Origin of the sequence: Pseudomonas sp. MWU12-3088 (assembly GCF_023242405.1) — a bacterium.
Lineage (GTDB): Bacteria > Pseudomonadota > Gammaproteobacteria > Pseudomonadales > Pseudomonadaceae > Aquipseudomonas > Aquipseudomonas kribbensis.
This window is the reverse complement of record NZ_JALJEA010000002.1, coordinates 124300-138341: the sequence shown is the minus strand read 5'-3', so window position 1 is coordinate 138341 and position 14042 is coordinate 124300. Positions and strand designations below refer to the sequence as shown.

Here is a 14042-nt window from a genome sequence, read left to right as displayed (position 1 = left end):
GCCTGCCAGCGATAGCGGTAGGTCAGGTATTACACCTCTCCAGTCTGCACAAGGAAATGGATGACATGGACAGCTACATCCGCTGGTTTCAACGTTTCATCTGGCTCGGCATTGCGATGAACATGGTGTTCGCGATCCCGGCGCTGTTTGCGCCGGGGTTGCTGACATCGGTGGTCGGCCTGCCGCCGCAACTCTCCGATCCGTGGCTGGAAAATGCCGGGATGCTGCTGGTGGGCATCAGCGTGTTCTACATGCCGTCGGGCTTCAACGCGCCGCGCTATGTGGTGCATTCCTGGCTGTGTGTGCTGACGCGGCTGATTGCCGTGGCGTTCTGGATCTACCTGATCGACACCAGCAGCCAGGGCTCGGTGTTCGTGCCGATGCTGATGGGCGATCTGAGTTTCTTCCTGATCCTCGGCATCCTGCTGTACCTCGGCACCACCCCTGAAAACCGACCATTGGCCTTGCTGTGTGACGGCTGGCGCGAATGGCGGGCGGCGTGGGCGCGGCATTGGCAGAACCACGCATTCAAGGTCGGCACGCTGGTGGTGGTCGCGCTGCTGGCGTTCATTGGTTACCAGACCTGGTATCAGATGCTGCGGGTGGTGCCGGAGCAGGAATACGCCTCCGACGAAGATCACTACAAATACGCCGCCATTGGCCTGGGCATCGAAGCGCGGATCCCGTATTACCTGTTCTCCGTGCTGCCGCAGATGTGCCCGGAGAAGATGCCGAAACCCGGTGGCTGGGAAGTCTTCGGATTCCTGTTCGAGAACGGCAAGGACCTGCCGATCGGCATGGCCAAGCGGCAGATCGGTTACCCGACCGTCGAGCCGAACTGTGCGCTGTGTCACACCGGTTCCTACCGGGCGAATGCCAGCGACGTTGCGGTCAATGTGCCGAGCGCACCTGCCAACACCCTGCAACTGCAAGCCTTCCAGTGGTTCGCCTACGATTGCGCCAGCGACCCGAAATTCACCACCGACGCGGTGATGGCGGCGATCAACAGCAAGTTCCAGCTCGGATTTTTCGAGCGGCTCTACAACCGTTACCTGATCATCCCGATGGCCAAGACCGCGCTGCTCAAACAGAAGCAGGCCTACGCCTGGCAAAAGCTGCGTCCGCCGCAGGGGCCGGGGCGTACCGACACCTTCAACCCGACGAAAATGGTGGTGTTCGGCTTCCCGGATGACTCGACCATCGGCACCGTCGACTTGCCGCAAGTGTGGAACCAGAAACCCCGGGAATCGATGTACCTGCACTGGGACGGCAATAACAACAAGATCCACGAGCGCAACTACGCTGCGGCCATGGCCGTGGGTGCAACGCCGGAATCGGTGCTGCCGCCGAGCTTCAACCGCGTGACCAACTGGCTGCTCGGACACAAGGCGCCCGCGTGGCCGTGGGCGCTGGATCAGGCCAAAGTCGCCCAAGGCAAGCCGATCTGGGAAGCCAACTGCGCCGGTTGCCACGACTTCGGGCGCGCCGACACCGGGCAGGTCACCACCAACATCGACCAGCTCGGCACCGATCCGCATCGGCTTGACTCGTTCACCACCGGGTTGGTGGCGGCGTTCCACACCTTCAAGAAACCGCCGTTCGATTTCGGCGCCTACCGCAAGACCCAGAGCTACAGCAACACGCCCACCGACGGCATCTGGCTGCGCGCGCCTTATCTGCACAACGGCTCGGTGCCGACCCTGTGGGACTTGCTGCAACCACCGGAAAAACGTCCGCAGGTGTTCATCACCGGTTCTGACATCTACGACCCGGTCAACGTCGGCTTCGTGACCAGCGGCGCCCAGGCGAAAGCCTCGGCGGACTTCAAATACGACACGCGCCTGGAGGGCAATCACAACACCGGTCACCTGTATGGCACGACGCTGTCGGACGACGACAAACGCGCGCTGATCGAATTCATGAAAACCCTGTGAACCCTTACGGATAGAGGATTACGCCATGTCAGCGGTCGGTCATCTGAAACATGAAATCGACAAGGTCAAGGTTCGTCTGCACGGCCTGTTCACGCGAGTGGAAATGGCCTGGATGAAGCTCATCAGCGAGCTTGAACCCGAGGAGTTCCAGGCCATCATCAAGCTGCTGCAGCGCGGTCACGATCAGGCGCAGTACGTGCTGAAAAACGGCGAGTTGCCGGATGACGAGCCGGCGGTGCCGTGGGAGTTATCCCACGGGTTGTCGATCCTGCGCATCGGCAATGCAACGCCGTTGCCGCAATCGCCCGATCAACTGCAGACCAAGGTGCTGAAGGACGGCACGCTGCTCGGCTGTCGCAAGTGGGAACTGCTGGACCTGCTGTGGAGCGAGGCGCTGCTCAAATGGATTGAAAACCTGCGCCATCACGCGACCTTCGGCACCGACCCGGCGCTGGTGACCATGGAGCGCGACGTGACCTTGGCGATTGCCGGCGACTGGGGCACCGGGCCGTTCAACAGCCATGCACCGGCAGTGTCGGTGGCCAGCCAGATGCAGCGGGCCAATGCCGACTTCACCATTCACCTGGGGGATGTCTATTACGCGGGCACTCACTCCCAGGAGGACACTGACATGTCCGGCTGGCCGATGGGTACCCACGGCTCGTTCACCCTCAATTCCAACCACGAGATGTACAGCGGCGCCCACGGTTACTTCAAGGAACTGGCCGCGCGGTTTCCGGGGCAGCAGGGCACCAGCTACTTTGCCCTGATCAACGACGACTGGCTGATTGTCGGGCTGGACACGGCCTATGCCTCGGACGTGATGAACCTGTACATGGACGGCACGCTGAACGAACCGCAAATCGCCTGGATGAAGGGCTTGCCCAAACGCAAAAAACTGATGGTGCTCAGTCATCATCAGGGTTTCGATATCACCGGGCACAACAAGACTGCGCTGTATCAACCGGTGTGCGATGCACTGGGGCGCGAGCCGGATTACTGGTACTGGGGGCATCTGCACAACGGCATCGTCTATGCGACCCAGGGCGGTTTGCATGCGCGCTGCGCCGGGCACGGGGCGATTCCCTATGGCACCACCAGCGAGCTGAACGGGCATCCACGGATACTGTTTTCCGAGACCCAGGATGCGAAGGATCCGGACTATCCGCTGCGGGTGTTGAACGGATACGCGAAAATCAGGTTGGTGGGGGAGGAGATTTTCGAGGCGTTTATCGGCGAGGATGGCAGTGTGAGGTGGTCATCCCAGTGATGCGATGACAGTGATGACGCCATCGCTAGCAGGCTAGCCCCACACTGGATCTCCGGTGCACAGAAATCCCCTGTGGGAGCCAGCCTGCTGGCGATGCTTTTGCTTTTAGCCTTGGACAGGCACGCCTTTGAGGTACGGCGCAGGCTCGGCCCCGAGGTTGCTCAGCATGCGCTCGCTGTACCAGTCGACGAAGTTGACCACGCCGAACTCATAAGTCTTGGAGTACGGCCCCGGCTGGTACGCGGTGGAGTTGATCCCGCGCTGGTTCTCTTCGGCCAGGCGACGATCCTGGTCGTTGGTCGCGTCCCACACCTTGCGCATGCGCTCGACGTCGTAATCCACGCCTTCCACGGCATCCTTGTGCACGATCCACTTGGTGGTGACCATGGTTTCCTGGGCGCTGATCGGCCACACGGTGAACACGATGATGTGGTCGCCCATGCAGTGGTTCCAAGAGTGCGGCAGGTGCAGGATGCGCATCGAGCCCAGGTCCGGGTTCTTGATCCGGCCCATCAGTTTGGCGCAGCCCTGCTTGCCGTCCATGGTCATCGACACGGTGCCCTTGAGCAGCGGCATGCGCACGATGCGGTTGCGCAGGCCGAAGCTGGCGTGAGCGTAAGGGATCTTTTCGGCTTCCCACGCGGCGGCAGAGGCGGCGACGTGGTCCTTGAATGCCTGGTCGGCGCGCGGGTCGGTGACGTCGTCCCACTCCAGCAGGGTTTTCAGCAACTCGGGGTGTGAACCGTTGCAGTGGTAGCACTCGCGGTTGTTTTCCAGCACCAGCTTCCAGTTGGCCTTTTCCATCAAGGTGGTGGTAATCGCCACCTTGGTGTTCTCCATGTCGTAGGGTTCCATGTAGTGATTCAGGGTCGACAGGAAGTCATCGATGGCCGGCGGGTTCTCCGCCAGGCTGATGAAGATGTAGCCGCCGGCGGTCTTCACGTTCACCGGTTTGAGGCCGTACTGGTTCATGTCGAAGTCGGCGCCCATTTCGGTGCCGGCGAACAGCAGGCGGCCGTCCAGCTCGTAGGTCCACTGGTGGTAGTGGCAGACCAGTTTGGCGACCTTGCCCTTGTCACTGGTGCACAGACGCGAGCCACGGTGGCGGCAGACGTTGTGGAACGCATGCACCACGCCTTCGGCGCCACGAATGACGATGATCGGGTTCTTGCCGATCTGCAGGGTGATGTAGTTGCCCTTGGCCGGGATCTCGCAGGTCATGCCGGCGATCAACCACTCTTTCTGGAAGATCTCCTGCATGTCGATATCGAACAGGCGCTCGTCACTGTAGAACGGTTGCGGCAGCGAATAGGTGCGCTCGCGCTCCTGCAGCATTTGTGCGGTGGCCTTGCGTGCGGGTTCCAGCAGGTCGCCCAGGCTGAGTTTTGCGGTGTCCATCGATGAATTCCTCAAGGCCATCTGCGTGGCCGCGAAAGTGGCTGATCGGGTGTGCGGCTAAAGGGTGCAACGCAAGGTGTAAAGAATCGGTTTGTAGTAGGGGCGAGTGTGGGGCCGGCGCAGGCGAGAACCTTATCCATGGGCGACATGGTGCAATCTGTTCCCGACGCGCAACCCCCGGTGGTTGGGGGCTGGTCGCGATAAGTATGTGAATGTCGCGGATAGGTAAACGGGCCGTTCGCGCTATACGCAGAATCGCCACATGAAGGCCGACAGTCGGCCGTGGAGAACAGCATGTCGAACAGCTTCCTGAATCCGGTCACCACCCAGACCTGGGCCAATGGCCGACACATCGTCCGTTGCGTCAAAGTCATCCAGGAAACCTGGGACGTGCGCACCTTCTGCTTCATGGCCGACCAGCCGATCCTGTTCTTCTTCAAGCCCGGGCAGTTCGTGACCCTGGAGCTGGAGATCGAAGGCCAGCCGATCATGCGTTCGTACACCATTTCCAGCTCGCCGTCGGTGCCGTACAGCTTTTCGGTGACCATCAAGCGCGTGCCGGGGGGCAAGGTGTCCAACTGGCTGCACGACACGCTGCACGAAGGCCAGGAACTGGCGGTGCACGGGCCGGTCGGGCTGTTCAACGCCATCGACTTCCCGAGCCCGAAAGTGCTGTACCTCAGCGGCGGCGTCGGCATCACCCCGGTGATGTCCATGGCCCGCTGGTTCTACGACACCAACGGCAACGTCGACATGACGTTCATCCACAGCGCCCGCTCGCCCAAAGACATCATTTACCACCGCGAGCTGGAGCACATGGCGTCGCGGATCGACAACTTCAGCCTGCACCTGATCTGCGAGAAGCACGGACTGGGCGAGCCGTGGGCCGGCTATCGCGGCTACCTGAATCACAAAATGCTTGAATTGATGGTGCCGGATTTCCTTGAGCGCGAAGTGTTCTGCTGCGGTCCGACGCCGTACATGACGGCGGTCAAGCGCCTGCTGGAAAACGCCGGCTACGACATGAAGCGCTATCACGAGGAATCCTTCGGCGCCACGCCACCGGAAGCCCGCGCCGATGCAGTGGAGCAGGCCGAACAGGCAGCGGAAGCACCGGAAGTACCGGCGGCGGATCTGCACCTGGTGGAATTCACTTCTTCGGACAAGAGCATCCGTGTGGCTCCGGGCGAGACCGTGCATGCGGCGGCGGCCAAGGTCGGCCTGATGATCCCGAAAGCCTGCGGCATGGGCATTTGCGGGACGTGCAAGGTGCTCAAGCTGGGCGGTGAGGTGGAGATGGATCACAACGGCGGGATTACCGAGGACGATGAGGCGGAGGGGTACATTCTTTCTTGCTGCAGCGTGCCGAAGGGGGATGTTCGGATCGAGTACTGACAGGCACCGCAACTCCCTGTAGGAGCGAGCCTGCTCGCGATGAGACCGGGACATCAATGATGGTGTCGACGGCCCACTGCTATCGCGAGCAGGCTCGCTTCTACAGGGGAAATCAGACGGGGATTTTCAATTGATATTTAAATTATGTTGAGTACTCCGAGAGCCCCCAAAGTAAAAAAAGTGATACCGCTAAATAACTGACATTTGTGGAGTGTAAGCAGCGTGCGCTTAAAGTCGGGTGGGAATTTTTTAATGTCTTCCGCACTCAATCTCTCATGATAAATATGGATTTCCGGACGTTTCAGGAAACGGGAAATCTCTCCCATCATGTAGATGCGTCCCCACATGCCTCCATGCCATAGCATCATAAGACTGTAGCGGATCGGGCTGTTTTTAAGGCTCCTCATGATTAGTCTTATTTTCGTTTTTGCGATGTATAGCCAGATGCAATTGACGATCAGGAGTGCGGCGAAATTTATGATGCTCACGAGGATTAATGCATCTTTTACAGTTTCAAAGTTCATCTGATCCTCTCGTAAATCCGCTCACCTGCACGCTCACCGCGATTTTCACCGATGTATCCGCCCGTAAAAGATCCAGCTCCCGCAGCCAGCACCCCGCACAACACCCCACCGATTCCTGCACTCGTAACCCCGATTGCCACGCAAATTGTCGGGGCTGCGGCTGCACCCAGAGCAGAACCGATAGCCCCACCCAGAAAACTTCCGGCTTCGGTGTATTTCACCTTTTCGCATGCCTCGGCACTCCCGTTCGTACAAACATCCTGAACCTTCATTGCCGAGGCTCCGCCACTCACGGCCGTACCAATCCATCCGCCATATTTGACGTATTGCGAGGCTTTCACTACGCCTTGAATGTGAGTGGCATAACCGGGAATCCGGCTGATCGCGCCGGCCTTTCTCCAACGGTGGACGAGATTGGACGTATCGATGCCCAGCGCGGCTTTCAGATTTGGATGGTCAGGAAAACCAATTGCCCGTTTAGTCAGAAAGTTGAGTTGAATATCAAGGCGGGCCAGCAATGTTTTACGTTCACTGAGGAATGCCTGTGTGCTCCCCTTTCCCTCGAAAGTTCGGACGTGCAGGGTCTCCAGATCACGTAAAACAGTTTTGATGCCATCCAGATGGTTAGCGGCCATAGCGGTACCAACCCCAATAACTTTTGACCCATCTGAAAGCGTCCTTCTGATGACCTCATAGTGCTGCGCAAAAAAGTCCGCCTCTTCCAGCGTCAACGGCGCCAGCGCCATGCTGACGATGTGCGCGGTTTCCATCAGCAATGATTCTTCATAGGTGCATTGCTGATTGTCCGGGTCGCTCAGGACAATCAGCGTTCCGGCTTTCACCATGGCTTCCAGCGGATTGAGGCTTTTGAATTTGGCGATGACATTCGAGTTGGGCGACGGAAACAGTTGCGCCTGCAGTTTCTCGGCGGACAGACTTTTGGGCACGATGTAGAACCCTGGCTCCTCCGGTGTCGGCAATTCCTGGGGCCAGTGTTCGCGGGGGAAAAATCGCAAGTCGTTGACCGGATGCGCAGAAGAGCGCGGAGCTGAGTTCAGGCGCGTCACTTTCAGATTTTGCTGGCGAACGGCCCGCAGTAAACGTTGCGGATCGGGGTTCGCTGCGGCATGTGGAAGCATCGACAGGCGTGGTGTCCTGGCCGCGCCGGTGAGCGCGCCGTGACTGGTTTGCTGCAGGGCCCGGGACTGGTTCAACAGGTTTCGTTGTTCCTGCGCAAGCGCATTGATCCCTTGCTGCGGCGTCAGGCGTCCGTCCGCTACCTCCTCGGTAATTCGCTTGGCGAAGTACGCGACTTGTTGATGGAACTGCACACGCGCAATGCCATACGCCAGATGACGGTTTCCGATGGTCAGTGCCTGTCCAGGCAGGTTGCCGGCGGCGTCCTGCACATCGCACAGATCATGCTGCCGTGAACTCAACCCGCTTCACCCCACGAGGTATAGCCAGTGGTGCCTGCAATGTGGTGTACCCAACTGATGCCGCGGTAACGGATGGCCAGTTGTTCTTGAGGCTGGGCATCGTTTTGCAGAATCACGTGGGGAACATCCTGCGACAGTTCAGCGAGAACCGCCCCGTCGAGGGTGATCGAATAGAATTTTTCCTGCTGCCCCTGGGGCGAAGTGCGGTAGAGGCTGATCGTGCAGTCCAGCTCTTCGCTGTTCGAATGTGCCTGAGCCAGCAATGGGGAAGATTTGTCGACCGCTTTGGTGATGATGACCGGCTGGTGGACGGGTTTGCCGAGATTGGCGTCGCGGCGCATTTCATGGCTCAAGGCGAACACCATGATTTCATCGGTATGGGCCGTCTGGTATTTGTTGCCGACCGATTCCGGGGTCGAACATCCGGCTGAAATAAGGCCCTGGGTCTTGCCGGTGATGGTCATGTAGGCAGGGTTCGCCATAGTCTGCACTCGTCGAAAATGGAGTCGGCAGTCTATGGCGAGGTTTGTTTGAGTGATGTAGGACCTGGCGTAGGTCGTTTCTGAAAATGCTCAGTCGATAAACAGGTCTGTCATCAACTTCGCATCACTCCCCGGTTCAAAGCGGTAATGATCGAACTCGGTCACGCCGCTTTCCCGCAAGATCTCCTGATCAATCAACAACCGCCCGGTAATCCGCCGCTCGCTGCTACTCAAAATCACATGCGCCGCATCCGCCATGATCTGCGGCGTGCGCGCATGCTTGAACGACTCCCGGTTGCCCAGCTGAAATTCGATGGCGGCGGTGGCGATCATGGTCTGCGGCCACAGCGAATTCACACTGATCCCGTAGTTGGCGAATTCCTCGCTCATGCCCACCGTCAGCATGCTCATGCCGTACTTGGTCACGGTGTAGGGGCTGTATTGCGCGAACCATTTGCTGGCCATGTTCAGCGGCGGTGACAGATTGAGAATGTGCCCGGCGGACTTCTTCAGATAGGGCAGGGCTGCCTGGCTGCACAGCAACACCGCGCGGGTGTTGATCTGGTGCATCAGGTCGAAACGCTTGAGTTCGATGTGCTGCACACCGGTCAACTTGATCGCCCCGGCATTGTTCACCAGCGCATCGATCCCGCCGAAGTGTTCGTTGGCTTGGGCCAGTGCCTGGCGCACGGCCTCTTCTTCGCGGACATCCAGTTGCAGGGCCAAAGCCTTGCCACCGGCCGCTTCGACTTCCGCCGCGACGCTGTGAATGGTGCCGGGCAACTTCGCGTGGGGTTCGGCGCTCTTGGCGGCGATCACGATATTGGCCCCGTCCCGCGCAGCCCGCAGCGCAATCTCGCGCCCGATGCCACGGCTGGCGCCAGTGATGAACAAGGTTTTGCCTTTTAGCGACATGCGCAAGCTCCTGCTTATTGTTATGTGAGCGATGGCTCGACAGACAATGTAGACGATGGAGCTGAAACGGGAGGGAGGAGCTGTGGCGGGGAGCAGGCTCCCGCGCCACGGGGAGGCGATCAGGCCGACATGACTTCGCGGATGTCGCGGGCCAGTTCACGCACGCGTTCTTCTTCGGTGTCCCACGAGCACATGAAGCGCGCACCACCCTTGCCGATGAAGGTGTAGAAGCGCCAGCCGCGAGCGGTCAGGGCGGCGATGGCCGGTTCCGACAGTTGCAGGAACACGCCGTTGGCCTGGACCGGGAACATCAGTTCCACGCCCGGGATATCGCTGACCAGTTCCGCCAGCAGTTGTGCGCAGTGGTTGGCGTGGCGGGCGTATTTGAGCCAGGCGTCGTTTTCCAGGATGCCGACCCACGGCGCCGACAGGAAGCGCATCTTCGAGGCCAGTTGCCCGGCCTGTTTGCAGCGGTAGTCGAAGTCTTCGGCCAGTTTGTGGTTGAAGAACAGGATCGCTTCACCCACCGCCATGCCGTTCTTCGTGCCGCCGAAGCACAGCACGTCGACGCCGGCCTTCCAGGTCAGGTCCGCCGGCGAGCAGCCGAGGAAGGCACAGGCGTTGGAGAAGCGGGCGCCGTCCATGTGCAGGTTCAGGCCCAGTTCCTTGCAGGTGTCGCTGATGGCGCGGACTTCTTCCGGGGTATAGACGCTGCCGACTTCGGTGGCCTGGGTCAGGGTCACGACGCGCGGTTTCGGGTAGTGGATGTCCTGGCGCTTGAGCGCGACTTCGCGGATCGAGGCCGGGGTGATCTTGCCGTTTTCGGTGCCGGCGATCAGCAGTTTCGAACCGTTGGAGAAGAACTCCGGTGCGCCGCATTCGTCGGTTTCGACGTGGGCGGTTTCCGAGCAGATCACGCTGTGGTAACTCTGGCACAGCGACGACAGCGCCAGCGAGTTGGCGGCAGTGCCGTTGAAGGCGAAGAACACTTCGCAGTCGGTCTCGAACAGCTTGCGGAAATAATCGGAGGCGCGTGCTGTCCACTCATCGTCGCCATAGGCGCGCTGGTGGCCATGGTTGGCCTGTTCCATGGCAGCCCAGGCTTCGGGGCAGATACCGGAGTAGTTGTCGCTGGCGAATTGTTGGCTCTTGTCGGTCATGGCCGGCTTCCGTGATCGAGGCGCTTGTGGCGCTTCGTGGGGTCAATGATGGTGCGCACTGTACCGAAGATCATCCGGGGAGCACACGGGATGTCGCTGTCAGAACTTTACAAGGATGCGAGCCGATTATGCACCTGAGCCGGCGCGACGGCGCACTCGATCTGCTCAAGTGGCTGGCGCTGCTGAGCATGCTGCTCGATCACCTGCGATATGTCGGGATCAGCGCCGATTGGCTGTATGTGCCGGGACGGCTGGCGTTCCCATGGTTCTGTCTGGCGATGGCGGCGAACCTGGCGCGGGACGGCGCGCGCAAGACCGAATGGCGCTATCTGGGCTGGTTGCTGCTGTTCAGTCTGTTCAGCGAGATTCCCTACCGTTTGTACATCCCCGATCCCGACACCTTGAACGTGATGCCCACGCTGGCGCTGGGTTTGCTGGTGGCGCGGGGCTGGCAGGATCGAACAGCGATTTCGCGACTACTGGGCGTCGGCGCCTTGCTGGTGGCCGCGTTGTTCCCGGAGCGACTGATGTTCGGTCTGTTCGGCGTCCTGCTGCCGCTGGCGACGTTGCTGGTGTTTCGCAAACCCTGGTATTTCAGCCTGCTGCCGGGGCTGGTGTGTCTGGCGGCGAATCAGTGGCAGGTGCTCTTCGAATCCGCGCAGTTCGGCAACCGTGTGGCGGTCCTCGGCATTGCGACCTGCCTGATCGCGCCACTGTCCGGAATGTTCCTGTTGCGACATGCCACTTACCTCCATGCGCCACCCCTGCGGCGCTGGGCGTATGCGCTCTATCCCGCGCATTTCCTCGGTCTTCTGGCCTTGCGCCAGCTGCTTGTTTGAGTCCGTCGCTGTCGCCATGTCGTAAACGCACCTTTGCGTGGCGTCCGTAGGCATTTGACCTCCCTGCGCCGGCCATACCATCGGCATCAAAGGGCACTGCCATCATTGCCAGTGCCTTACCGAGACGAATGGCGCACAGATGCCGCTGGGAGAGACGCGATGTTCAGCAAGCAAGACCGGATCCAGGGTTACGACGATGCACTGCTGGCGGCGATGAATGCCGAGGAGCAACGTCAGGAAGATCACATCGAGCTGATCGCGTCGGAGAACTACACCAGCAAGCGCGTGATGGAAGCGCAAGGCAGCGGCCTGACCAACAAGTACGCCGAAGGTTATCCGGGCAAGCGCTACTACGGTGGCTGCGAGCACGTCGACAAGGTTGAAGCCCTGGCCATCGAACGCGCCAAGCAACTGTTCGGCGCCGATTACGCCAACGTCCAGCCGCACTCCGGTTCTTCGGCCAACAGCGCCGTGTATCTGGCGCTGATCCAGGCCGGCGACACCATTCTCGGCATGAGCCTGGCCCACGGCGGTCACCTGACCCACGGCGCCAAGGTTTCGTCCTCGGGCAAGCTGTACAACGCCGTGCAGTACGGCATCGACACCAAGACCGGCCTGATCGATTACGACGAAGTCGAGCGTCTGGCCGTCGAGCACAAACCGAAAATGATCGTTGCCGGTTTCTCGGCCTACTCCAAGACCCTCGACTTCCCGCGCTTCCGTCAGATCGCCGACAAGGTCGGTGCGCTGCTGTTCGTCGACATGGCTCACGTGGCCGGTCTGGTGGCTGCCGGCCTGTACCCGAACCCGCTGCCGTACGCCGACGTGGTCACCACCACCACCCACAAGACCCTGCGCGGTCCCCGTGGCGGCCTGATCCTGGCCAAGGCCAACGAAGAAATCGAGAAGAAGCTCAACGCGGCGGTATTCCCCGGCGCCCAGGGCGGCCCGCTGATGCACGTCATCGCCGGCAAGGCCGTGTGCTTCAAGGAAGCGCTGGAGCCCGGCTTCAAGGCCTATCAGCAACAAGTGATCGACAACGCCCAGGCGATGGCGAGCGTATTTATCAAACGTGGCTACGATGTAGTGTCCGGCGGCACCGACAACCATCTGTTCCTGGTCAGCCTGATCCGTCAGGGCCTCACCGGTAAAGATGCGGACGCCGCCCTCGGTCGCGCCCACATCACCGTCAACAAGAACGCCGTACCGAACGACCCGCAGTCGCCGTTCGTCACCTCCGGCCTGCGCATCGGCACCCCGGCGGTGACCACCCGCGGCTTCAAGGTGGCGCAGTGCGTGACGCTGGCCGGCTGGATCTGCGACATCCTCGACAACCTCGGCGATGCCGATGTCGAGGCCAACGTCGCCCAGCAGGTTGCGGCCCTGTGCGCAGACTTCCCGGTTTATCGCTGAGCGTTCTGGAGTAAATGACTATGCAACGCTATTCGGGCTTCGGCCTCTTCAAGCACTCCCTCAGCCACCACGAAAACTGGCAGCGCATGTGGCGCACGCCGACCCCGAAAAAGGTCTACGACGTGGTCATCGTCGGCGGCGGCGGGCACGGTCTGGCGACTGCCTACTATCTGGCGAAAGAGCACGGCATCACCAACGTGGCCGTGGTCGAGAAGGGCTGGCTGGGCGGCGGTAACACCGCGCGCAACACCACCATTGTTCGCTCCAACTACCTGTGGGACGAGTCGGCGCACCTTTACGAACACGCGATGAAACTGTGGGAAGGCCTGTCTCAGGACCTGAACTACAACGTGATGTTCTCCCAGCGCGGCGTCTACAACCTGTGCCACACCCTGCAGGACATCCGTGATTCCGAGCGTCGGGTCAGCGCCAACCGCCTCAACGGCGTCGACGGCGAACTGCTCAACGCCAAGCAAGTCGCGGATGAAATTCCGTACCTCGACTGCTCGAAAAACACGCGCTACCCGGTGATGGGCGCAACCGTCCAGCGTCGCGGCGGGGTGGCCCGTCACGATGCCGTGGCGTGGGGCTTTGCCCGTGCCGCCGACGCCTTGGGCGTGGACCTGATCCAGCAGACCGAAGTGATCGGTTTCCGCAAGGAAAACGGCGTGTGCATCGGCGTCGAAACCAACAAGGGCTTCATCGGCGCCAAGCGCGTCGGCGTGGTCACCGCCGGTAACTCCGGGCACATGGCCAAGCTCGCCGGTTTCCGCCTGCCGATCGAATCCCACCCGCTGCAGGCGCTGGTATCCGAGCCGATCAAACCGATTATCGACAGCGTGATCATGTCCAACGCCGTGCACGGTTACATCAGCCAGTCCGACAAGGGCGACCTGGTGATCGGCGCCGGTATCGACGGCTACAACGGCTACGGCCAGCGCGGTTCGTACCCGGTGATCGAGCACACCATCCAGGCCATCGTCGAGATGTTCCCGGTGCTGTCGCGGGTGCGCATGAACCGTCAGTGGGGCGGCATCGTCGACACCACGCCGGACGCCTGCCCGATCATTTCGAAAACCCCGGTCCCGAACATGTTCTTCAACTGCGGTTGGGGCACCGGCGGCTTCAAGGCAACACCTGGCTCGGGCAACGTGTTTGCTGCGAGCCTGGCCAAAGGTGAAATGCACCCGCTGGCCGCACCTTTCTCCATCGACCGTTTCCACAACGGTGCGTTGATCGACGAACACGGCGCTGCGGCTGTCGCCCACTAACA

12 protein-coding genes are annotated in these 14042 nt (G+C 60.6%); 6 read left to right on the top strand and 6 right to left on the bottom strand.

Annotated elements, in window-relative coordinates:
• Window positions 1–65 precede the first annotated feature (65 nt).
• Window positions 66–1934 (top strand): hypothetical protein, encoded by a 1869-nt coding sequence (locus M5B98_RS06375; protein ID WP_248742244.1) that lies wholly within the window; start codon window positions 66–68, stop codon window positions 1932–1934.
• Between the two features lie 25 nt (window positions 1935–1959).
• Window positions 1960–3204 carry a metallophosphoesterase family protein gene (locus tag M5B98_RS06370; RefSeq protein ID WP_248742243.1) on the top strand — a complete coding sequence of 415 codons (1245 nt, stop codon included), beginning with the start codon at window positions 1960–1962 and terminating at the stop codon, window positions 3202–3204.
• A 105-nt stretch (window positions 3205–3309) separates the two neighbouring features.
• Here M5B98_RS06370 and gbcA read toward each other — a convergent pair whose 3' ends face one another.
• Window positions 3310–4602: a glycine-betaine demethylase subunit GbcA gene (gbcA, locus tag M5B98_RS06365; protein ID WP_085709155.1), complete on the bottom strand. Its 1293-nt coding sequence runs from the start codon at window positions 4600–4602 to the stop codon at window positions 3310–3312.
• Window positions 4603–4896: 294 nt separating this feature from the next.
• Here gbcA and gbcB point away from each other — a divergent pair, with 294 nt between their 5' ends.
• Window positions 4897–5997 (top strand): glycine-betaine demethylase subunit GbcB, encoded by a 1101-nt coding sequence (gene gbcB / locus M5B98_RS06360; protein ID WP_011336281.1) that lies wholly within the window; start codon window positions 4897–4899, stop codon window positions 5995–5997.
• Between the two features lie 137 nt (window positions 5998–6134).
• Here gbcB and M5B98_RS06355 read toward each other — a convergent pair whose 3' ends face one another.
• From M5B98_RS06355 to M5B98_RS06335, 5 genes are all read right to left on the bottom strand, one after another.
• A complete protein-coding gene (locus M5B98_RS06355; RefSeq protein ID WP_248742242.1) occupies window positions 6135–6521 on the bottom strand; it encodes a hypothetical protein in 387 nt (128 codons plus the stop codon).
• Window positions 6518–7960 (bottom strand): hypothetical protein, encoded by a 1443-nt coding sequence (locus M5B98_RS06350; protein ID WP_248742241.1) that lies wholly within the window; start codon window positions 7958–7960, stop codon window positions 6518–6520. Before M5B98_RS06350 ends, M5B98_RS06355 begins: the two co-directional genes overlap by 4 nt.
• Window positions 7957–8442, bottom strand: coding sequence for an Hcp family type VI secretion system effector (locus tag M5B98_RS06345; protein ID WP_248742240.1), 486 nt, complete (start codon window positions 8440–8442; stop codon window positions 7957–7959). Before M5B98_RS06345 ends, M5B98_RS06350 begins: the two co-directional genes overlap by 4 nt.
• A 90-nt stretch (window positions 8443–8532) precedes the next feature.
• Window positions 8533–9357 carry an SDR family oxidoreductase gene (locus M5B98_RS06340; RefSeq protein WP_248742239.1) on the bottom strand — a complete coding sequence of 275 codons (825 nt, stop codon included), beginning with the start codon at window positions 9355–9357 and terminating at the stop codon, window positions 8533–8535.
• Window positions 9358–9476: 119 nt separating this feature from the next.
• Window positions 9477–10517: a low specificity L-threonine aldolase gene (locus M5B98_RS06335; RefSeq protein WP_007959802.1), complete on the bottom strand. Its 1041-nt coding sequence runs from the start codon at window positions 10515–10517 to the stop codon at window positions 9477–9479.
• Window positions 10518–10645: 128 nt separating this feature from the next.
• Here M5B98_RS06335 and M5B98_RS06330 point away from each other — a divergent pair, with 128 nt between their 5' ends.
• The 3 genes from M5B98_RS06330 (at window position 10646) to M5B98_RS06320 (ending at window position 14040) form a co-directional block, all read left to right on the top strand.
• Entirely contained in the window at window positions 10646–11356 is a 711-nt protein-coding gene (locus M5B98_RS06330) for a TraX family protein (RefSeq protein ID WP_248742238.1), read from the top strand.
• 159 nt (window positions 11357–11515) lie between these two features.
• On the top strand, window positions 11516–12769 hold the full coding sequence (glyA, locus tag M5B98_RS06325) for a serine hydroxymethyltransferase (RefSeq protein WP_114885977.1): 1254 nt from the start codon (window positions 11516–11518) through the stop codon (window positions 12767–12769).
• Between the two features lie 20 nt (window positions 12770–12789).
• Complete coding sequence (locus M5B98_RS06320) at window positions 12790–14040, top strand: sarcosine oxidase subunit beta (protein WP_003206307.1); 1251 nt, start codon at window positions 12790–12792, stop codon at window positions 14038–14040.
• Window positions 14041–14042: the final 2 nt, after the last annotated feature.